At 49.2% G+C, this 20871-nt stretch carries 17 protein-coding genes; 2 read left to right on the plus strand and 15 right to left on the minus strand.

The annotated features are described in order from the left end of the window. Nucleotides 1-50: 50 nt before the first annotated feature. The 13 genes from M1D70_RS16610 to M1D70_RS16670 form a co-directional block, all read right to left on the minus strand. A complete protein-coding gene (locus tag M1D70_RS16610) occupies nucleotides 51-1091 on the minus strand; it encodes a Cfr family 23S rRNA (adenine(2503)-C(8))-methyltransferase (protein ID WP_009595405.1) in 1041 nt (346 codons plus the stop codon). Nucleotides 1092-1411: 320 nt separating this feature from the next. Beyond that, on the minus strand, nucleotides 1412-1903 hold the full coding sequence (locus tag M1D70_RS16615; protein WP_456287356.1) for a hypothetical protein: 492 nt from the start codon (nucleotides 1901-1903) through the stop codon (nucleotides 1412-1414). A gap of 365 nt (nucleotides 1904-2268) precedes the next feature. Next, nucleotides 2269-2730, minus strand: coding sequence for a hypothetical protein (locus tag M1D70_RS16620; protein ID WP_456287357.1), 462 nt, complete (start codon nucleotides 2728-2730; stop codon nucleotides 2269-2271). Nucleotides 2731-3073: 343 nt separating this feature from the next. Beyond that, complete coding sequence (locus tag M1D70_RS16625; protein WP_456287358.1) at nucleotides 3074-4081, minus strand: SGNH/GDSL hydrolase family protein; 1008 nt, start codon at nucleotides 4079-4081, stop codon at nucleotides 3074-3076. Then, the gene (locus M1D70_RS16630; protein WP_456287359.1) at nucleotides 4078-5454 is read right to left on the minus strand and encodes an FAD-dependent oxidoreductase; all 1377 of its coding nucleotides are present in this window, start codon (nucleotides 5452-5454) and stop codon (nucleotides 4078-4080) included. Before M1D70_RS16630 ends, M1D70_RS16625 begins: the two co-directional genes overlap by 4 nt. A 39-nt stretch (nucleotides 5455-5493) precedes the next feature. Further along, entirely contained in the window at nucleotides 5494-6507 is a 1014-nt protein-coding gene (locus M1D70_RS16635; protein WP_456287360.1) for a glycoside hydrolase family 130 protein, read from the minus strand. 34 nt (nucleotides 6508-6541) lie between these two features. Next, entirely contained in the window at nucleotides 6542-7444 is a 903-nt protein-coding gene (locus M1D70_RS16640) for a carbohydrate ABC transporter permease (protein ID WP_009595440.1), read from the minus strand. A gap of 151 nt (nucleotides 7445-7595) precedes the next feature. Next, nucleotides 7596-8495, minus strand: coding sequence for a carbohydrate ABC transporter permease (locus M1D70_RS16645; protein WP_456287361.1), 900 nt, complete (start codon nucleotides 8493-8495; stop codon nucleotides 7596-7598). Between the two features lie 71 nt (nucleotides 8496-8566). Continuing rightward, on the minus strand, nucleotides 8567-9970 hold the full coding sequence (locus M1D70_RS16650; protein WP_456287362.1) for an ABC transporter substrate-binding protein: 1404 nt from the start codon (nucleotides 9968-9970) through the stop codon (nucleotides 8567-8569). Between the two features lie 130 nt (nucleotides 9971-10100). Then, nucleotides 10101-11726 carry a response regulator gene (locus M1D70_RS16655; protein WP_456287363.1) on the minus strand — a complete coding sequence of 542 codons (1626 nt, stop codon included), beginning with the start codon at nucleotides 11724-11726 and terminating at the stop codon, nucleotides 10101-10103. Further along, the gene (locus tag M1D70_RS16660; protein WP_456287364.1) at nucleotides 11713-13476 is read right to left on the minus strand and encodes a cache domain-containing sensor histidine kinase; all 1764 of its coding nucleotides are present in this window, start codon (nucleotides 13474-13476) and stop codon (nucleotides 11713-11715) included. Before M1D70_RS16660 ends, M1D70_RS16655 begins: the two co-directional genes overlap by 14 nt. Nucleotides 13477-13656: 180 nt before the next feature. Further along, a complete protein-coding gene (locus tag M1D70_RS16665) occupies nucleotides 13657-16614 on the minus strand; it encodes a family 16 glycoside hydrolase (RefSeq protein WP_456287365.1) in 2958 nt (985 codons plus the stop codon). 439 nt (nucleotides 16615-17053) lie between these two features. Further along, on the minus strand, nucleotides 17054-17884 hold the full coding sequence (locus tag M1D70_RS16670; protein ID WP_456287366.1) for an isocitrate lyase/PEP mutase family protein: 831 nt from the start codon (nucleotides 17882-17884) through the stop codon (nucleotides 17054-17056). A gap of 185 nt (nucleotides 17885-18069) precedes the next feature. Between M1D70_RS16670 and M1D70_RS16675 the strand changes: the two genes are divergently transcribed. Further along, entirely contained in the window at nucleotides 18070-18567 is a 498-nt protein-coding gene (locus M1D70_RS16675) for an SMI1/KNR4 family protein (RefSeq protein ID WP_036660999.1), read from the plus strand. A gap of 74 nt (nucleotides 18568-18641) precedes the next feature. Here M1D70_RS16675 and M1D70_RS16680 read toward each other — a convergent pair whose 3' ends face one another. Together M1D70_RS16680 and M1D70_RS16685 are read right to left on the minus strand one after the other, a co-directional pair. Next, nucleotides 18642-19211, minus strand: coding sequence for a YdeI/OmpD-associated family protein (locus tag M1D70_RS16680; RefSeq protein WP_456287367.1), 570 nt, complete (start codon nucleotides 19209-19211; stop codon nucleotides 18642-18644). A 78-nt stretch (nucleotides 19212-19289) separates the two neighbouring features. Continuing rightward, complete coding sequence (locus M1D70_RS16685) at nucleotides 19290-19754, minus strand: VOC family protein (protein WP_456287368.1); 465 nt, start codon at nucleotides 19752-19754, stop codon at nucleotides 19290-19292. 98 nt (nucleotides 19755-19852) lie between these two features. Between M1D70_RS16685 and M1D70_RS16690 the strand changes: the two genes are divergently transcribed. After that, the gene (locus tag M1D70_RS16690) at nucleotides 19853-20761 is read left to right on the plus strand and encodes a helix-turn-helix transcriptional regulator (RefSeq protein WP_456287369.1); all 909 of its coding nucleotides are present in this window, start codon (nucleotides 19853-19855) and stop codon (nucleotides 20759-20761) included. The last annotated feature ends 110 nt before the right edge of the window (nucleotides 20762-20871 follow it).

A 20871-nucleotide genomic window follows, 5' to 3' on the forward strand; every position in this document is an offset into this window, starting at 1 on the left:
GATGTATTTTTTAAGAACATTGTATTCCTCCTGGTTAGTTGATCGACTTATTAAATGTTACCGTTTGATCCATATAGTTGGCCGCATGCTGCGTTGATGTCCGATCCGAATTGGGTCCTCACGGTGACATGGATTCCCTTTGACTTCAAGATTCTAAGGAACATATTGATGCTGTTCTGATCCGACTCTACAAAACTTTGTGATGTGGCATCAGTGGAATTGTATGGAATTAGATTGACGTGATATAAATGTTCCCATGGCCCTCTTCCACGCAACAAATCAGCAACGGCTTCAGCATGTTTAGTTGAATCGTTGATACCCCTTAGCAGGATATAAGCAATGTAAACCTTTCGTTTTGTTTGCTGAATATGCTCGTCCAACACGGTCATAACTTCTTCTAATGGAAAATGATTGTTAATGGGCATTAACTCGCTTCTCTGATCATGAAATGGTGAATGAAGCGAGAACGTTAAATTAATCTGTGGAAATTCCTTCGTCAACTTTTTTACTCCAGGTATTAAACCTATGGTAGAAACCGTAATTCTTCGATGTCCTAAACCGAAAAGTTTAGGATCCGTCAGCACATGCAAAGCATCAAATACATACGGATTTGCAAGTGCCTCACCCATCCCCATAAAAGACACACTGTCCAAGGGATGGTTATTCAAAGTAAAATAAAGCAGTTGATCCGTTATTTCATCCGTTGTGAGATTCCTCTTCAAACCGAGTGTTCCCGTAGCGCAAAATGTACAACCAAATCCGCAACCGCACTGCGAAGAGATACAATAGGATTCCCAGCCCGTTTGATAACTTAACCTTACGGATTCAATGTATTCATCGCCTGGGACAGCAAACAGAATTTTGCTTACTTGGTTGGATTTCTGCTCCATTTTTGGTGTGATGCTTAACACATTGTTTCCAAGCTCTTTGATTAATTCATTTCTTAAAGGCTTAGGCAAATTGTTCATTGCTTCGAAATTTCCGATCTTGTTCTTGAAGATTGACTCTGTTATTTGCGAATATCTATAATTCGGTTGATTTAGAGCCGATAAGATCTTACGTATTTTTTCATACTTAGATAAATGCTTCATTTCTATCTCCCTTTAAACGGAGAAAACGCAAAAAAGCACCAGCTTACCGGTGCTTTTTTGCGTACATTAACCTAACTATACCTATACAAAAATAAGAGACTAACTATAAATAAGTCACGAACTGCATATATGCATAGAAGGATAAAGTTCCGGTATCTGATTTGTTATTTTGTGAACCTTGTCAAACATCGCTTTACATGACAGGTTCACGTTTACATCTACAATCTCAGAAGCAGTCATCACTTTATCCCTCCCATTGTTCATCATCGTTATTACATGAAAAAATTTAACACAAGATCTATATTTCGGTCAAGGCAGGCTCAAAAATAGGATTCAACGGCCTTTACTGTTTCATCGTTAGTGCTGTTGAAGCTTGCGCCTTTGATTGTTCTGGTGGGTAGAGGGTAAATCGTTATAAGTTTCTCATATATCTCCTTTACCTCTGATCGATTATCATTTTTTATATGGACTACCAAAGATTCGAACTCCGGAATGTCCTTCTTTCGATACAAGTCATATCCAAGCTCTATCGTTTCGGCAAGTTGATTGCGAAATGCTTGAGAAACTTCCGGTCTTTCGAGATACATCTTAATGGAGTACATAATATTAGACCCATACCGTTCTCCAGCTTGGCTTAATTCTTCGGTTCCTGAATCAGCCTGGGGGTTCATATTCATGGACTCAACAGCTTCCTTTGTTGCTATCTCTTCTGGGGTGCGTGGATTGCTTTGTTCACTTGCGCTGCAACCGACACTACATGCAATGAACAACATCATAGTGATGCGGCCAGAATTTTTCACAAAACTCTTCAAGCCTGGTTCCTCCTCAAACTTTATATTGGTAGTTTACCAGGCTGAGGTTTATTTTTCTATAAAACCCATTATCTTCATTATATTAAGGCGTAACATGCTGCCCATTCCATTCATTCGTCTTATTTTTGACCTGTAAAGTCATCTTGGATCTTTTTCAATCGTTCAAGATGTGGTTTCAACTGCCGCAGCATTTCCGCTTTATAGGACTCTATTTGATCCTCGAAAAACATGCGATGCGCGGCATCCTTAAACGACATAATCGTTTGGTTTAACGCACGGAGCTCAGTCGCCAGCGAGCGCAAGGTTTCTCTGGTCTTGGCGTCAATTGTTTTAGGATTAGACTTCCAATACGAATAGCTTATTTGTTATAACGGTCGCCATGTCCTTGCCTGAAAAGCGAGAATAAACAGGTCCTCCTGGGTATCCGTTGTCATTGCCGTATTATTAACTGAAAGCTTGGGAACCGCGTTGTTTGGGAAGGTATCGCTAAATTCAATGATCATTAATAGCTGCTCATCGATTTCCTCCGCTTGGATCTTCGCCTTATCGATCCATTGCCGTATCTTGGCAGGATCTTCATTTTCCTTCGACTCGCAAATCGCCATCAGCGTATCAGCAAGCGGAATCGTTTCAGAAGCGTGCTTCACTAAATAGGCAAATGCCGAGTCGTTCTTCAGCTGATACAGGGAATGGAGGCTGTTGTATCTAACAGATGCCTGGTTTTCCAAATGCCTGTACACCGCAACGTTTATAAAGATGATAATAATAAGTATTGGTGCGTAGATCTTTATGTGCTTAGGCAAAGCTGTACTTCCTTTCTGATACATTCACATTATGATTAGGATTATTCAATAGCTGCATATGAAGTCGCTAGTTTATTTCTGCACATGTTAGTTCATAAGGCAGTCGAAAAATTAGTTTAGCATACCCATTCATCAACCATAAATGGATAATATATTCCATAAAAGTTCCCGCTAGCTAAATAAGCAGTAAATGCATCTGACAGTAGTTAATCTAATCGGTCAAGTGATGAATTTATATACTACAAACCAAAAAAGCCGCACATGAGGCGGCTTTAAGGTCTTAAAGTTCTTTTCGTCCAACCAAAATAAAGTTCAAAAATGATCTGCCATGATTCCCATTGGTTATCCCGAATATAATAGAAACTCCTCACTCCGCGTTTCGATGTACAGCCCGTAACGCAATTTCATGAAGATCACGGAAACGCCGGCCCAGCAGCTCATACCCCTCGGCTCCAGGGTGCAGACCATCCGTCAGAAAGGCTTCATCCTCCGGACCGAACCAGTTCAAGCCATCCTGATAGAACAACTGGCGATCGCCTCGAGCCCTTAGCAGCTCCACGGTCTCGCGGATGAATTCCCGCATGATGGGCAGGGTGAAACCCAACGAATTGAGCTGCGTTTCGCGGACGGTGCCATAAATCGGAGAAATGACAAGCAGCGGGATATCCCTGTGTTTGTCGCGTATCGTCTCCAGCAGTCCAATCAGCAGCGGCTTGAACATACGTGGACTTATGGTGCCCCCGCCATAGATGTTCACGCCTGCACATATCGAGATAAAATCGGCCGGCAAGTCGCGAATCAGACGCCCGATCATCGGTTCCATGTGGCAGTTGCCCGAGAAGCCGAGATTGGTCAAGCTGAAGCCGCAGGCTTCGGCGGCAATGGCAGGCCAAGCGCGGGAAGGGCTGGAAGCCCCGACGCACTGTGTAATGGAGCTCCCGTACGTAATCCAGCGGGGCCGGGTGTCCGGCAGCGGGACTCCGATAGCTTGAGCCCCAATCCGCAGGCCGGTTAAGGTCATTCCTATATTTTGAGGGAGCCAAATTTCCACATCCTTGATCCCGTCCTCAAGTCCGCTGAACAAGGCTTCTACTGCTCCGCCGGGCAGGCTGAGCGTCTGGCATAGTCTACCTCCTACAACGCAATCCATGGCGGCGGCGTCCGCAAGCGAGGCAAAAGAGACTGCCACCTCGGTGGAATCCGTCCGCAGCCGCAGGCGAATACCGGCACATATCTCGGCTTTGCCATCGATTCCCGCAGGCGGGTACAGCTCGTAATCCATGTAAGGAATCCGCCATGGCTTGATACCATCCTCCCGGTGTTCGAGCGACACGGCACCGTGAAACCACTCGTCCGTTAATGGAAGCTGCTTCACGGCGCATTCCCTTCCTTCTGCTTATCAGCCGGAATGAAATCTTCTCCCAGCCATACATCCTGCTCCAGCAGCCGCTGCTGAAGCTCGGCTACGGAAATGCCGCGCGAGCCGGTACCGTCCCGCAGCGCCAATGCAGCCGCCGTTCCCGAGGCCTGACCCATGGAGAAGCAGTTCGGCATCACCCGAAGGGAGCCTTGCACTGCTCGGTCCGAGGATACGCAGCGTCCGGCAACCCAAAGGTTGTCGATGCCAACCGGCAGCATGATCCGGTACGGTACGCCGTGTGAAACCCCTGGCGGAAGGTGATTAAAGGTCATCTCGCTTTTGCTGTTGGCGAGATGAATATCGATGTAGTACGCGTTGCGGGCAATGTCATCCGGGAAGGAGCGCGCAGCCAGGAAGTCATCGACCGTCAGGATATAGTCCCCTTCGATCCGTCGCGTCTCCCGGATCCCGAGCTGCTCCCCGCTCGCTACCATATGGGCGTGCTCAAAGCCCGGCACGTAGCGGCGGAAGAACTGCAGCTGGCGTTCCGCCGTGCGGCGCCCTTCAATCGCCCCCCGCGTCAAATCCTCGGCAAGGGTGCCATCAACGCCGAATACATGGCCGAAGTTGACGCCAACCAAATAGTCGCTGACCCAAGCAAGGCCGGAGATCGACTTGCGGCCCTCCGGCAGCGCGCCGTCCTCGATCGCCAGCTCCACCGTCTTGTGCAGTTGGCCCGTATCCCCGCTCTCCTCCAAGTACTGTTTGAACCTTGGACGGTCTACATTCGCAAGCAAATAGCACATGCTGCCGGGCTGAAGCTCGCCCGCTTCCCCGCCCTTCTGAAAAGGAGCTCCCGCCAGTGCGGCAATATCCCCATCTCCCGAGCAATCGATAATATACCTGCAGGGGATGAAAGACCGTCCGGTTTTGTTAACGACAACGACACCTTCAACCTTCCGGCGGTCCTCAGACCGGACAACATCGTAAACAAAGGTGTGATACAGCGGCGTCACACCGCTTTCCAGAATGGCATCATCATAAACCCGCTTCAGCACTTCGGGATCGATCGGCACCCAATCCAGCATCTCTTGATATTCCTCGCGGTACTGAGGATCGCATGCCTGCTTCATCCGTTCCATCAATTGAAGGCCGAGACCGCGGATAATCGGCTTCCGCTTATCCGTAAAGGGACAAAAAGCCGGAACGAGCGCAACCGTGCCCATGCCGCCAAGGAACCCTCGCTGCTCCACCAGCATCGTTTGCGCCCCCCCTTTCGCAGCGGCAATGGCGGCGGCGATGCCGGAAGCACCTCCGCCGATGACAAGCACATCCACCTCGCGGGCAACCGGAATGCTGGCGGATGGCAACGTAATATGTCCTTTCATAGAAACCTCCCCATTTTGTATAGCTTTAACCTGTCAAAATTACTTATGGACTGTGCCTTTCAGACAGAGATCCAGCAAATCGTCTACATGCGCAGTTGCCAGGCATTCTACGGTATCGGCGGCGCCGTAGTAGATTTTGACTTCCCCGGTTTCTTCCAGAATCATGCCTCCCGGAAAAATAACATGATTGCGGAAGCCCCCATCGGTCTCGTAATCGGCTTCCGGGGCAAGCAGCGGCGTCTCCGCCCTGCCGATGATCCGGCTGGGATCGGCAAGATCCAGCAGTAAAATACCGGTCGTATAGCGCTTCTTCCAGCTGTCCTCCCAGCCGTTCTTGCCCCTGCTGGGATCGATGTCCACGGCATGGAACAGGGTCAGCCAGCCTTTGTCCGTTTTGACGGGCGGAGCGCCGGGGCCAACCTTGTCATTGGCATAAGCTACATCTTCAACCGCCAGCAGCAGCTTGGAGTTTCCCCAGTATTTCAGGTCAGGCGAGTCGCTCATCCACATGTCGAAGCGGTCTATCCCGCCCCGGCTGTATACAGGCATCGGACGCTCCAGCCGGACGTACTTGCCCCCGATCCGTTCCGGGAACAATACCATGTTGCGGTTGTCCGGCAGCGACAGGCTCAGCACCTCGAAGGATCGGAAATCCTCGGTGACGGCGATGCCGCCGCGCAGCCCGTGCTTGGTATCGACCGCAAAGCACATATAACATTGTTCGCCGATTACCGTTAGACGCGGGTCATACACGCGGATGATCTCTTCATCATGCCAAGACCAGCACGGCTTAGGCTGCACATCCCACCTTATGCCGTCATCGCTGAAGGCCAGACCAAGATTCGTCGTATGATGAGGAGCAACAATCCCTTTAAGTTCATCACCGTAGTCATTGCGAAAAACCATCACATATTTGCCTTTGAATTTGGCAACTCCGGCATTAAAGACCATCGCCGGACCGTAGGGCACATCACCCGGAGTCAGAATCGGATTCGCGGCATGCCGGGTCATGATCGGGCTGGAAAACAAAGGTCCCACGATTGAATCTCTCATTTGCATCAAACTCCTTGTATATGGAATTATGAAATTAACCTTTGACTGAACCCGCCGTCACTTGAATAAAGGATTTGTTCGCCACAATATAAGCGAGAAGCATCGGCAGGATCGACAGGCATGCTCCCGCCATCATCAAATGGATCTGCATGGCCGCGGAAGAACCGTAACGAAGATTCGCCAGCCCGACGGTGAGCGTCTGCAGCTGCGGATTCGTCATCGTGAACACCAGCGGCAGAATGTATTCGTTCCAGGCATGGCGGAAAGCAAACAGCCCGGCCACGCCAAGCCCTGGTGTCAGGAGCGGGAGAATAATCCGGAAGAAGGTTCGGACGAACCCGGAGCCGTCCACCATGGCCGCTTCGTCAAGCTCGCGGGGAATCGCTTTGAAGAAACCCAGCAGCATAAAAAAGGTGCTGGAATGGGCGCTGATGAGAATCAGGATCACGCCCCACAGCGTGGTATTCAGGTTCAGCGCGACCATCAAATCGAATTGCGGGCGCAGCACAATGGCACCGACGGATATAAACATCATCGACGCCTGCGTCGTCACATACAGGGATTTGCCGGGAAAATGGCGACGGTCCACCACATAAGCCGCCATGGCAGCTACCAGCAGGGTGCCTGCGGTAACCATAATGCTGACAAAAGCGCTGTTCCAGGTATAGCGGGCAAAATTAGCCTGCTTCCAGGCTTCGGCATAGTTGACGAACTGCAGCTTGGCCGGCAGCAGGCTGCCACCGGTCATCATTTCGGCGCCGGTCTTGAGCGAACCGGACAATGTCATCAACAGGGGAAACAATGTCAGTATCGCCGTTATCAATAAGAACAGCCACATCACCGTACGGCCCACAATTCTGCCTGTGTGACCGGAAGGCGGGCGGGCGGCGTTTTTGCCGCGCGCATCCGGCTGTTGGGGGAATACCTGTTCGTTCATCTGCTGATCCTCCTGCACGCCTGCAGCCGTTCATGATCAACCGATCTGCGGCGTTGTTGTCAAATCGTAAGGGCCTTCGCTAAATTGACGTCTAATGTCGCTTATAGTACATGTTCAAAAATCATGTTAAGTGGGCTTTTTAAAAGAAACTCTAATACAACTTATTCATTTTACGGCTTAATAAGAAATACAAGCCCGTGATCGCTCCCACAATAACAGCGGTGGCGAAGCCTACGGCGCTGCCGTATCCTAGCTGCTGCTCGACAGGAGAACCCGTGGATACCGGGAACAACAGTTTGTACAGATAGAGATACATGACCTCCGTTTTGCCGATCGGTCCGCCTTCCGTGATGAGCATAATACTCTCATAGCCTTTCAGGGATGCGATAATCGCGAGCATAATGACCAACTGGGCAACCGGAGCCAGCATCGGAAGCGTAATGCTCCAGAACCGTCTTCCGGCATTCGCGCCGTCCATGGCCGCACTTTCGTACAAATCCTGCGGAATGCTCTGCAATCCGGCCAGAAACAGCAGCATATAGTTACCGACCGCGCCCCATACCGCCACAAGAATGACCGTAAGCATCGCATGCTTTGGGCCGAGCCAGTCGATGGGCTGCGAGACAAGATGCAGCTTCATCAATACGGTGTTTACCATCCCGTTATAGGAATTGAAGATCGTATAGAACACCACGGAGATAACCGCGGTGCTGATGATCGTCGGCATAAAATAGATCCCGCGCAGCAGATTTCCGCCCCGCATCTTGCCGTTCAGGATGACCGCGAGCAGCAGGGACAACGGCAGCGTCAGCAGCAGCTTGCCCCCGGCATAGATAAAGGTATTGCCAACCGATTCCCAGAACATCGCATCGCGCATCAGGCGACGGAAATTGTCCAGACCAACGAACAGCGCATCGCCATATCCCGCATAGTCATAAAACATATAACGCAGCATCCATAACAAGGGATAGATGCCCAGAGCCAACGTCAAAATGATGCTGGGGGACAGAAACAGAGCATTCTCCCCCAGCCGTTTCCATTTCATACTCACGATTCGTTCCTCCTTCGGGGAAAGAAAAGGGGCATCCGCCAAATTGTGTGCGGCAGCCCCATCCTTGCCTGTTATTCTCCCTGCGGTTTGGTTGGATCAAAGGCAGGGTTCGGCGTTACAGTGACCTCGCCTTTCTCCACCGCCTTGGACAATGCGGCGTTGTATCTTGTGTTTAAATCCTCCGTAATCGCTTTCAGGTCTTCATCGGTAAGGATATATTTGAAGAAAGCGTCCGCATAGGTGGTACCCTCCGGAGTAACGTTTGGCGAAGCTGGCCAGAGCGAGTCGTGTTCCCCGACCAGGAAGCCTTCCATGCCACCCATCTCCGGATCTTTAGCCTGTTCTACAATGCTTGGCACTATGGCAATACCGAAGCCTTTTTCATGATAGGTCTTCAGAACCTCATCGCCGTACATATACTGCATGAATGTCCAAGCCGCTTCCTTATTGGCCGATTGGGCGCTGATGCCGAGCCACGTTCCGGCGGACACGATTTCGGAAGTTCCCTTGATCTGACCGTCCAGCGTTGGAGCCAATGCGCCCCCCCAGTTGATTTCGGTCGGGAATTGATCCATGTACACGCCGGGCTCCGTCGAGAAGGATAGATACATCCCGATTTTGCCTGCGGCGAATTGGGCGCGCAGCGGGTCGATGTCCAGCGCTTCCGCGCCAGGCAGAATGCTTCCGTCTTTATGCATTTGCTTGAAATATTCAATGACCTGCGAGTAAGGCTCGAAATTGAATTGGCCTGTTTTCAGATCAAAGCCAAGTCCCTGATAACCGCTCAAGGAAAGAATCTCCCGGACGGAACGGTCAAATGCTTGCTTCGGATTTTTGAAGTTCAGCGCAAAACCATAGATGCCCTCGGCTTTGCCGACTTCGGTAATTTTCTTGGCATCCTCCACCATTTCCTGCAGCGACTTCGGAGGATTCTCGATGCCCGCTTTGGTAAAGAGATCCTTGTTGTAGACCAGGCGCATGGTGAGGCCGGTATTGGCGAGCGAGTACACCTTGCCGTCAAAACGGTTAACATCGTCGATCAGCAGGCTGCCGAACTTCGCTTTCAAGTCATCGGTCAGATACTCGTCAATTGGGGCGAGATACCCTTTTTTGACGAATCCGGACGTATTGGCGCTCTTGAGACGCAGCACATCCGGCGCCTGGTTGCTGGAGAAGGCAATGTCGACGCTTTGCGCGTAATTCTCGGACATGACCGTAAGTTCCACCTGGATGTTATCTTCGTTAGTTTCATTGAACTTGTTGATCAATTCCTTGATATACTCCTGGTCATGACGGTCGTCAGTCCAGTATTTAAGCTGTACGGGTTGGCCCGTCTCGGTTGATGGTGCTGCCGTTCCACCGTCAGACTTGCCATTCGTCGTGCCGCCATTGCTGCTGTTGTCGTTCCCGCCGCAGCCTGCGATTCCGGCTGCCAGAATGAGGCTCAAGCCGAGACTTAACCATTTTTTTCGCATACATTCTACCCCTTTGATTAACGTTTGTATTGTGAGCTCGTTTTTTATTATAGAATCCCGTTCTCGGAAAAGGAGTGAGGCAAATTCACTCTCAAGGGATAGAATTCTATGGTCTCCTGCAGCAGGCACCTCAAGCCTCCGGCGACTCCATGTGATAGCCCGCCCTGAATTCCGACGGTGTCTGGCCGGTGATCTTCTTGAACATCTCGCTAAAATATCTGCGCTCCTCATAACCTACCGCCGCAGCCACCTCCTGCACCTGCGCCCCCTCCACCAGAAGCAGTCTCGCTTTTTGAATGCGTTCCGAGGTGATATACTGCGTGACCGTCATTCCGGTTACTTGCTTGAATAAGCTGGAAAAGTAGCTGGCGCTTAGATGCACATGCGCGGCACATTCGCCAACGGTAATATCCTCGGACAAGCGGCCCTTGATGTAGCCTATGGCATTATAAATAACCTTCTGCCCTTCGGATAAGCTGTTCCGGCGAACCAGCTCGGCTCCCTCCGTGCACAAGGCATGCAGATGACGCTGCAAAGAGGCCAGCGGTAGCCCCGCCGTCCCTTGTACCGATCTGAATTTCTGAATCATCGGCTGTATCTCCGAATAGGGAACCATTTCGTAAAGCGTGCGGATCGCTGAAGCAGCCAGCTCATCGTACAGGCTGAGGAGATAATCCGGATTTTGCCGGGAAATCCGTTTCTGCAGCGCTTCCGAAATCGCGGTCAGAAACGCGTCCGTCCGGACAGCATTTCCGGAACGAAGGGCCAGCAGCAGCTCGTCCTTGTGTTCCAGTGCCAGCGGCTCCTGGCTTCCGCTCTGGTGGATATCGTCATACTCAATGGCGGCATTGCCTTCGGTGAACAGGTGATGGGAGAGCGCCCGATGAGCTTGGCGATAGGAATCCGGGAGCCCGCTGATCTCCTCCACCCTGCCGCCGACCCCGACCGAGACCGTAAACTTGGTGTACCGTTCAATATTCCGGCAGCATTGCTCGGCAATTTCGATCGGACTGGACGGTCCTGAATCGTTCAGTACGGCCAGGTACTGATCATGACGGGCACGGAAAAGAACGCTGTGCGCATACTGGGCAAGCGTCTCCTGCATAATATTCAACAGCGAGAACCGGATCAGCTCCATCTCCTTCACGGACTGCTCGGCAACCTGCTCCCGGAAACGATCAATTTCAATCAGCATCACGACGAAGCCGCGCGGCTCCAGCTCAATATTCAGAAACTCCCACCGTTCCGAGGCCTCTTCCCATGAAGTGCGGTGGCTTATGAGCAGCGCAAAGTATTCCTGTCGCAGCGCCGGCATGCTCTCGCGAAGCTTGTTCTCCATTTCCCTCAAACTTATCCGTTTGGACCTCTCTTCCATAACCTCTGCTTTGGCTCGCAGCACAGCCGACATCATATCTTCTTCTGTGAAGGGCTTCACCACAAAATCAAACGCCCCCAGCTGCACCGCCTGCTGCGCATATTCAAAATCGGCATAGCCGCTGATCAGAATGACCTTGCAGCTGGGGTTCTCTTCCAGCACCAAACGCAGCATGCTCAACCCGTCCATAATCGGCATCCGGATATCGGTAATAACCAGATCCGGACGCAGCCCGCCAATCAGCGTAAGCCCCTCTTCCCCATTGCTCGATACACCTGCGACCCGAATCCCCTGCTCTTCCCAGTTCATCGCGGTCAGTCCGTCCACCACGCTCTTAATATCGTCGATAATGCAGAGACTGATCGCCTCAGGATTGCTCATCCAAATGCTCCCCTTTCTTGGGCAATGAAATCCGTATTTCGGTTCCGCGCTCCGGCGCACTGTCTACGCGAAATTCCGCACCGTCCCCATAATAGAGCCGGAGCCGCCGGATCAGATTGGACACCGCATATCCCTTCTTTGACTCCTGCAAAAAGAGTTCGCGCACTTGGGTCTGGTCCATTCCCTTTCCGTTATCACGTACGGCTATCGTCCAGCGTTTCTCATCCCCGCTAATCTCGATTTCGATTAGGCCGCCGTTCTGCAGATCGCGAAAACCGTGCAAAATGCTGTTCTCCACCAGCGGCTGCAAAATGATGCGCGGAATCGAAAGCGATGACGCCTCCGGTTCGCGTACATGGATCTCATAAGAGAATAAGCCTTCATAGCAGCTTAACTGCAGTTCCAAATACTGGCGAACATGCTCCAGTTCTTTCGACAGTGTCGTAATTTCCTGGCCATTGTTCAATCCGAGTTGGAACAGGCGTGAGAGCGACATGACCATTTGCTGCGACGGCTCGATCTGCTTCAATTTCAATTTCCAGTAGATGGTGTTGAGCGTGTTGTACAGAAAATGCGGGTCCATCTGCGCCGACAGCGCCTTGATCTCTGCAGTTCGCTTATGCGTCTGGGCTTCCGTTACCTCATCAATCAACACCACAATCTGTTCCAGCATCCGGTTAAACCGAAATCCCACCTGAGCCAGCTCATCTCCGCTGCCGCTCTCAAAACGGGCGGTCAGATCGTTGTTCTCGACCCGCTTCATCACCTTCAGCAGCCCTTGCAGCGGTTTTAGCAAATAGCGTGAAAATGCACCCGAAATCAACGTGGTGACAGTAAAAGCAGCCAGCGTAACCCCGGCGATCAGCCATTTGACATACACCATGTCCTGGAGCACGTCGGCCCGGGAACGGATGGTGGTCATGGTCCAATCCGCAATGCCGAGACGGGCATAATTAAGCAGATAGGTCTGGCCTTCCATTTCAAAGGGCTGACTTCCCTCCGAGCGGCTCATCATGCCACTCAAATTACCCGTCTCCACCGCCTGCCTGACCAGCGGTTCCTTCACGGGGTAAACCGCCTCTCCATCAGCGTTCAGCAAGAAGCTGGACGCCCCTTCCGCGGTGTTCCCCTGGACCAGCTTGCGGAAACCGTCCTCACGGATATTCACGACAATATAAACACCGCTGACCGGGGTGTCAAAGATCGGCTCCAGAATAAGCGAAATGACGCGTTCCTTGCCGGAGAAGAGCATATCCTCATGACCCTCCACCCACAGGTTCTTTTTCTCCTGTTCGATGCGCGCATACAGAACGGTATCCTCGAATTCGGTGAGCCGATTGCGGTTCATGGACGAAGGATAAAATTCGCCAATCGGCGTAAATACGTAGATCGATTGGATAAGCGGCTCGGCGATCCGCGCCTGCGAGAAAACGTTATCAAGATCGTTCAGATGCGTGTAATATCTGCTGGCATCCCCGGAGGCGGCATCCTTCAGCATGTCGTAAAAAGGCTGGCTGATCATAAACGTCATCATAATCAGCATCAGTTTGTTCAGCTTCTCATCCACGATCTGCGCGGATCTGACCACCGTATCCTGCGTGAGCTTCAGCGCATTCTTTTCCAGCGTGGCAGCCGAGATATAATAAGACAACCCTCCGGTCATCAGGACAGAAAGCACGATGACAGCCAGAAAAGCGACCTTGAGTTTGTTGCGGAACGATTGCCTGCGGAGATACTCCAAGCTTTTCACGCCTTCCGTTAAATTCTATTCTTTGATTATGTCACTGCATCCCCTGTACGACAATGCAAAAAAACGAAGCTGTCCCTGGCAGCCAATCATGGCGTTAGGGGCAGCTCCTTCGTATGATCCTCTTAACGCTGACCGACCTGTGGATCGGCTTTTATTGACACGGTACGGGATGCCTTCAAGTTAGATCGAATCAGGTGCCAGTACCACAGCATCATCAAAAGCTACGCCTGCCGAAGTGGTCCGAAATCCTATTTTTCCTGCTGTCAGTTCCGTCTCGGGATTGGTCCATTCCACTTTTAATTCTCCATCCACATAACCTTTTATTGCGTTCCCTTCAATAGAAGCCTTCATCGTATACCACTGGTTCGCCTGAGCTGTAAACGGGGTACTGGATACAAGGGTCATGACGTTGTCCACGGATTTGTACAACTCCAGCTTTTGGGCTGCGGAATGGATTCGGAACATATAGAAATTACCCGCATCCTGTACCCTGAAGAGAATGCCTGCGTTGGAATTGGTGATGGGCATTTTCGCTTTGGCCTCATACGTATAATCCGTCCACGAATCGCCGGCAGCAATGACTGCAGTGGCAGCTTGATTCTGAATCAAGGCTTTTGTGCCGTCCGTTGTTACATCCCAGGAACCTGAAGCAGACGTCCATCCTCCGGCATTTCCATCTTCGAAATCGTCGCTGAATACAATGACCATAGGATCCGGATTCACGGGAGGTTCATTCACGTCCGTGACATGGATCGTAAAGGTCTTCTCAACATACAGTCCGCCTGAGTCTGTACTCCTCACCCGGATGCTGTAGCTATCCTTGGCTTCGTAATCAGGCGTTACGGCTAGGAACAACTTATTGTCCGAAATGGTGAAGCTGCCGTTGTCCACATCCCCTGCCCCTGCTATCAGCATATAAGAAAATGTTTCTTCCGCATCAGGGTCGCTGGTGGAAAAGGTTCCGACCATGCCTCCCGCCGTCGTGTTTTCAACAACACTGTTGTGTGAAAGGGCAATCTCCTCAGGCGCTTTATTGAGGAGACTAACCACGGCATCGTCAAAATGGACGCCGGCCGAGGTGGTCCGGAATCCGATCCCCCCAGCCGTCAATTCGGTTGCAGGATTGGTCCATTCCATCTTTAATTCTCCATCCACGTAACAGGAAATCGTGTTCCCTTGTATAACCGCCTTAACCTTATACCACTGTTTCTCAATGGCCGTGAACGGCATACTGTTTACAAGCGTCAGCTGTCCATTCACGGATTTGAACAACTCCAGCTGTTGATTCGATGAATGAATGCGATACATATAATAATTGTTTGCATCCTGCACCCTGAAGACCATGCCCGCGTTGGCATTGGTGATGGGCATTCTTAATCTGGCTTCATAAACGTAATCCGTCCATGAACCCCCGCTATTAGCGGTAATCAGGGAGGTGGTTGTCTGATTTCCGCTGGACAGCACGTGATTCGTGCCGACTGTCGGGACGGTCCAGCCGCCGGACATCGACGTCCACCCCGCCGTATTTCCATCTTCGAAATTGTCGCTGAATAGCGGCGGTTTGGAATTGGCAAAAACGATACCATATACATTGTTATTAACGGTAACATTCAAGTCGTCCAGGGTTGTTGCAAGTTTGCCTCCAACATAAACATCCGTGAACGTGACGCCGTTAACCCTTCCGCCTTTCGTGGCATTCCCGGAAATTCTGGATTTCTGGGTGCCGGTCTCGCGAACATTGATGTTCTTGACTACAACATTGCTTACATCGCCGGAAGTGCTGGTGGACACTCCAAGCCAATAGTTCCCGAATTGATTGATGCCGACGCGTTCGATGTCGATATTTTCAAACGTAATATTTTGGGCATAACCTTCCTCCGGGAGGGTATTCAGTTGGTATCCATGATCAATAAGCAATGCTCGGGCGCTTTGATACACATACGAATTTCGGATGGTTACGCCGATTTGCGGCTGGGCTACACCCATGCCAATCTTGAAAGCCGCGCATCTTGTCCATGCAAAAGCGTCATCAAAGACCACATTCTCCAAATGTTCAAGCTCGCCCGGCCAGTCTTTGGACATCCCCGTCTGCAGCCAGGTTTTAGTGGAATACGTGTCATCATCTGATATGGCAATCGAATGCTGAACAAGCACGTTCTGACTCTCATTGATATCGATAACGTCATTCTCGATTTTGTATAAATCCTGGAATCCCTTAAGATTGTTTATGGTCACATTGTCGGAACGAACCACCATAAACGACCAGAAACCGCCATCCCGCAATATTAGTCCGTCAAAAGTAAAATTGGATGTTGCGATCGGAACGAGCAGGTTATTGAGGAACCCTTCATTCTTATTCGGCGCCGGCATCTTTCGCTCTCGCATCGCAATGCCTTTTCCATCAATGGTTCCCCGTCCCCGTATCGTAATATTGGTGGAATCTACGGCAGTACGAATAAAATACGTTCCATCCGCGTTTCGTGAATCCTTGCGAAAATCAATCACGTAGTCTTCCCCTTTGCCCGTGCCGACAATGACGGCGCCGCCGGCCAGGTAAAAGGTTACGTTGCTTTTTAATGTCAGGTTCCCGCTCTTATAAACACCGGCCGGTATGAATACAACGCCGCCGCCGGCTTGATGGGCGTCATCGATCGCCTGCTGAATCGGACCCGATGCCAGCGTTGTACCCGTGTTATCCGCATGGTATGGCGACTGCGTCACATTATAAATCCCGGCACCTGTGGACGGGGGAATATCCGTCTCCAAGGGATCTGCTGCGATCACAATCTTCTTCCTCTGGTCATTGATTTTCACGATGACATAGGTTGAGGATGAAAGATAGAACGTTAGCTTGTTCCCGTTGACCGTGCCTTCGATATTTTTAGCCTGAGGACTGATGGAGTATGATGTAATCGGCACATTATTGGTAACTTCGATACGGACCGTGCCGGAAAAAGAAAATTGAGCATAATCATAATCAGCCAGATAACTGATTACAGGAATCGCTTCGTTATTCGCTTTCAACGAAAACACGCTGGATGCGGTATAGATGGATGGCATCGGGTAATTTTGTATCGTGGCCGGATCAGCGGCGGTCTGTGCCAAAGATGCCGGATCAGCGGCATCCGTCATATCCATTGAAGAAATTGAATAGCTATCGATTTCTACTGCATCCGCTGTTCGGGGTGAGAATCCTGTGATCATTACGGCAAGCACGACCAACAGACTAACTGTTTTTCTTGTAATGGTAAGCATAAATACCTCCTCAAGATTATTCATCTGCCACACGATAATAAGGCACCGCAGCTTCTGTTCTCCCGGTTGTATTCTTGCTTGTTTTTTTGTGAAGGCGCTAACATTTTATCGGAAGCAAGCAGCCCGCTTTCTGACGTTCACTCCCCCCTCCATCCAAACTTCTCACTGTCACGATGGATTATAATCCCTGCCCATAAAAAAAGGAGTGGGGCAAGCCCACTCTCCAGGGATACATTTTAACTGTTCTCCATCGCTACCGATTCGCCGGCAGCCATAGCGTTGCGGAAATGAAGATCTACGCAGGCGCTATCTCCGTTGATTGCTACCAAGGCTGCTTTTCCGATAAATCGTCGTAAGAAAGGACTCCCAAAGTCATGTGCTCAAAAGTTCCCTCCTCCAAAATTTCATGGCCCATGCGATGCAGAAGCGATATTGCGGCGCGAAAAGGTCCTGAGCCGGTGCTGATACGCTGAATCCCCAGCGCTTCAAGTTCTTTTGCGGAAGGCATTCCCGGCCCGGCCAATACATTGATCGGACAGCTTATTTCATGGCGCAGTGTTTGGATGTCGGAGATTTCCTGGATTCCGGGGACAAAAATACAATCTGCCCCGGCTTCCTGGTAGGCATGGGCCCGCTTGATCGTCTCTTCAAGCCTCCCAGCAGACGGCATAGACTTGATCCAGTAAGCATCGATCCGTGCATTGATGAAGAGAGGATACCCCATGGCATTCCCCAGCCCTCGGATCACGGCTAATTTGTTTTGCTGGAGCAAAATATCATGCAGCGGCGCTTGTCGATCCATGCTGCTGTCTTCTATGTTAATCCCAGTCGCGCCTGCCTTGATCACCTGCTTAACCGATTCTGCGACTTCATCAGGCGTCTGTCCATACCCGTCTTCCATATCCACGGTAACCGGGATATCCACGGTTTGCACGATCCTGCGGACCGTATCCAGCATCCGATCGAAGGGCATATTCCGATCCGCATACCCATGGGAATCCGCTATGCCGGCACTTGTCGTGCCAATGGCCTTGAAGCCGCACTTCTCGAAAGTTTTCGCGCTTGCAGCATCCCATGCATTGGGCAAAATAAAGAAATTAGAGTGAAGCTTTTTAAAGGCGGTAAGCTTTTCAAGCTGTTTTATCATGTCCATACTATACCTCTCCCCATCTATTATCGACTGGCGTACTTTTGTATATAGTATAAACCGAATACTATTCGATACCTATCGAAATATGAAATGCACATTGAGTTCCAGAAGGATATGGAACTGTCTGACTAGAATAATAATCAGAGCCTATAAGAAATTGGATTGAATACGGTGGGAGAAGATAGACCATGAATGACAAAATAAATGAATTTATGATTTGGGCTGAAGAAAACGGTTGGACGATAACTAAGAATGAGGATCATCAATTACATTTAGCTGGCAGCTTGTTATCAAGATATAAGGAAATCCCTAATGATTATTTGGAATTTTTAAGTGTTGTAAAACGATGCATCACACCTGATGAGAAGACCTGGTTTCTATGCGAGGATGAATACAATAATCGCTCCGAGGCTGAATTTAAATGGAATGAATTTGAAATGCTCAGTTTGGAGGCAGCAAGGGACGATGAACTATGGAAATCAGAAATAACTGCGTGGTGGGATTCCTACCTGCCGATCGTGATGTCAGTTGATGGAGGGTATTCCTTCTATGCGATTGATTTAACCAATGACATTGGTGCTATCGTGCGCGGATATGAACCTGAATTTGAAGAAGTTGAACAAGCGGCACATAATCTTGAAGAGTTTTTGGAATTGATTATGTCGAACTCAATAGAGTTCCAGTGATAAAAAGGCAATGCATACAACCTTAGTTCGGTACTCAACCATACTAAGGTTGTTGGCCTTCGGCCCAGGGAATGTTAATAATCCAGCAGACGGCCATGATCGTTCCATTGACCGTACATTTTGTTTTCTCTTGTGTTGGTTATGAATTTGTCTAATCTGCCCTTAAATAATTCCGGCTGATTCTTATAGCTTTGTATCGTGTCAATCCGAACTCTTTTATAAAGATCCGGAAATGCCATGAAATTCTCAAATACTTGTTTTTCCTCCTTTAGCCTTTGTTCTATCACTCCATCTATTCTGAAAGAACCGGGATCCATGTCAGGAAGAACCCTCCTGCCTTCGTCACTCATGAAGCCCAACTTTTCGAGGCGGCGGACACGTTCTTTATTCAATTCGGTCCAGGAGCTTTTTTTACTTCTAGGAGACAGTCTCTGGGCCAGCTCGGTTTGGTATATTTTCTTTTTCATGCCATCAATCCATCCAAAGCATAAAGCTTCCTCAACGACGTCCAAATATAACAACATATCAGGGGTTGGCGTCATACTAACTAGGACCCAGCAAGACTTCTCGGTCGTGCCATGGTTCAGCAGCCAAATCCTTAGATCCTCTCTCGATTTTGCTGGAACGACATGCTCGATTTTCATAGCTAAAACCCATCCTCCTCCTTTCTAATGAGAATATCAAAACATGGCCTTTCATTGATAGGCCATGTTTTGAATGCGTTACTGTTTGTTTGAAATGACTTTATCCAGGAAGCGGTCTGCGTCACGATTAAATTTCCAGGCAACTCCGAATTTATCAACCAGCATTCCAAAGCACGAAGACCAAGGAGTATTGGATAATGGCATCACAACATGGCCGCCAACAGACAATTGGTTAAAGTATTCTTCCAATGCTTGTTTATCCTCCATGATTAGACTAATAAGCATGTTGTTTCCTTTCACCAACTCACCCGTTACCGCCTTCATGGAGGGCAAAATATCCGACATCATGATTTTCCCGCCTGCAAATTGTACCGAGGACTCCATGATCATATTGAGTTCATTTTCTGGCAATGGATAGTTTGGATCCTGCGGAAAATCCTTAAATTTCACTTTTTTTACCTCGTTCGCCTGTAAAGCCTCCGAATAAAATTCAATCGCTTCTCCGGCGATTCCATCAAAGTTCAAATAGGCAATAGCTGACATAAAGTTGTACCTCCTTCTTTTGATAGATGAAGTATAATTTATTAGTGGTGACAGACGCATGTCACCATTTAAAAATTTGTACCAAAAGAGGGGCCGTTATGGAGAAGGTTGAGAGATTAATATCCATTATCATGATATTGCTGAAAAAAGATATCGTTTCAACAAAAGAATTCGCACAATTATTCAACGTTTCCAAAAGAACGATTCTTCGCGATATGGAAACACTGAGCTTATCCAATATCCCCATCTATTCTGTTCATGGAATTCATGGCGGATACGGTATTATGGATGAATACAAGGTGGATAAGCGACTTCTAAACAGCTCCGACTTAGAAAATATATTGACTGCGCTCGGCGGATTGGAACAAATTCTAATTAGCGAGGAAGTTGAAATCACGATTAAAAAAATGGAGGCCATGGTTCACCCCATGTCACTGAAAGGTTCAGTCCGTCTATCATTTTATGATTGGGAGGGTCGGTCCGATATTCTTCAAACCTTGAAGACATGCCAAGAATCGATCATAGGGAAAAAGTTAATTTCATTTGATTATATAGATAAAAATGGCATGATAACGAATCGAATCGTCGAGCCGTATCAGCTTCATTTTAGCGAAATCAGTTGGTATTTGAAGGGATTCTGTTTACATCGCCAGAGCTATAGAACATTTAAATTATCCAGGATCGATAATCTCAATATGAATGAAGAAACCTTTAACCCGAGAGATTATGCATTAGAACAAGACGCAGCCAGTTATCAGCCGCAATTAGTCGCCATTAAAGCGTTGATTGCGCCCGGCATAAAAGATCAGTTTATTGAAAGGTACGGTCGAAAGAGTATTGAAAGTCATAGTTCTGAATATTTCCTGGCTACCATCCAAATTCCTCGGAACCCTATTGGATTTCAGTTTTTAGCAAGTTTCGGTACAAATCTAGAAATCGTAGAACCGAAATCATACGTAGAGGAGTTTCGCAATTATTTGCTTAAAATGGTCGATAAATATTCTTAAAAGATCCTTTCAAATGAACATGTCGGCAACTTCTAACAGATAGATGCATATTTGCTGCCAACACAAAAACACCTTCAAGACGACTCCATATCTTACGACATGGCTTCGTT

Source organism: Paenibacillus sp. AK002 (assembly GCF_053903045.1).

Excerpts from the sequence above, each read along its gene's own strand:
- M1D70_RS16680 (WP_456287367.1), bottom strand. The coding sequence starts at position 19,211 with ATGAAAATCGAGCATGTCGTTCCAGCAAAATCGAGAGAGGATCTAAGG.
- M1D70_RS16635 (WP_456287360.1), bottom strand. The coding sequence starts at position 6,507 with ATGAGAGATTCAATCGTGGGACCTTTGTTTTCCAGCCCGATCATGACC.
- M1D70_RS16670 (WP_456287366.1), bottom strand. The coding sequence starts at position 17,884 with ATGGACATGATAAAACAGCTTGAAAAGCTTACCGCCTTTAAAAAGCTT.
- M1D70_RS16665 (WP_456287365.1), bottom strand. The coding sequence starts at position 16,614 with ATGGATATGACGGATGCCGCTGATCCGGCATCTTTGGCACAGACCGCC.
- M1D70_RS16650 (WP_456287362.1), bottom strand. The coding sequence starts at position 9,970 with ATGCGAAAAAAATGGTTAAGTCTCGGCTTGAGCCTCATTCTGGCAGCC.
- M1D70_RS16685 (WP_456287368.1), bottom strand. The coding sequence starts at position 19,754 with ATGTCAGCTATTGCCTATTTGAACTTTGATGGAATCGCCGGAGAAGCG.
- M1D70_RS16690 (WP_456287369.1), top strand. The coding sequence starts at position 19,853 with ATGGAGAAGGTTGAGAGATTAATATCCATTATCATGATATTGCTGAAA.
- M1D70_RS16620 (WP_456287357.1), bottom strand. The coding sequence starts at position 2,730 with ATGTATCAGAAAGGAAGTACAGCTTTGCCTAAGCACATAAAGATCTAC.
- M1D70_RS16675 (WP_036660999.1), top strand. The coding sequence starts at position 18,070 with ATGAATGACAAAATAAATGAATTTATGATTTGGGCTGAAGAAAACGGT.
- M1D70_RS16630 (WP_456287359.1), bottom strand. The coding sequence starts at position 5,454 with ATGAAAGGACATATTACGTTGCCATCCGCCAGCATTCCGGTTGCCCGC.
- M1D70_RS16655 (WP_456287363.1), bottom strand. The coding sequence starts at position 11,726 with ATGAGCAATCCTGAGGCGATCAGTCTCTGCATTATCGACGATATTAAG.
- M1D70_RS16610 (WP_009595405.1), bottom strand. The coding sequence starts at position 1,091 with ATGAAGCATTTATCTAAGTATGAAAAAATACGTAAGATCTTATCGGCT.
- M1D70_RS16640 (WP_009595440.1), bottom strand. The coding sequence starts at position 7,444 with ATGAACGAACAGGTATTCCCCCAACAGCCGGATGCGCGCGGCAAAAAC.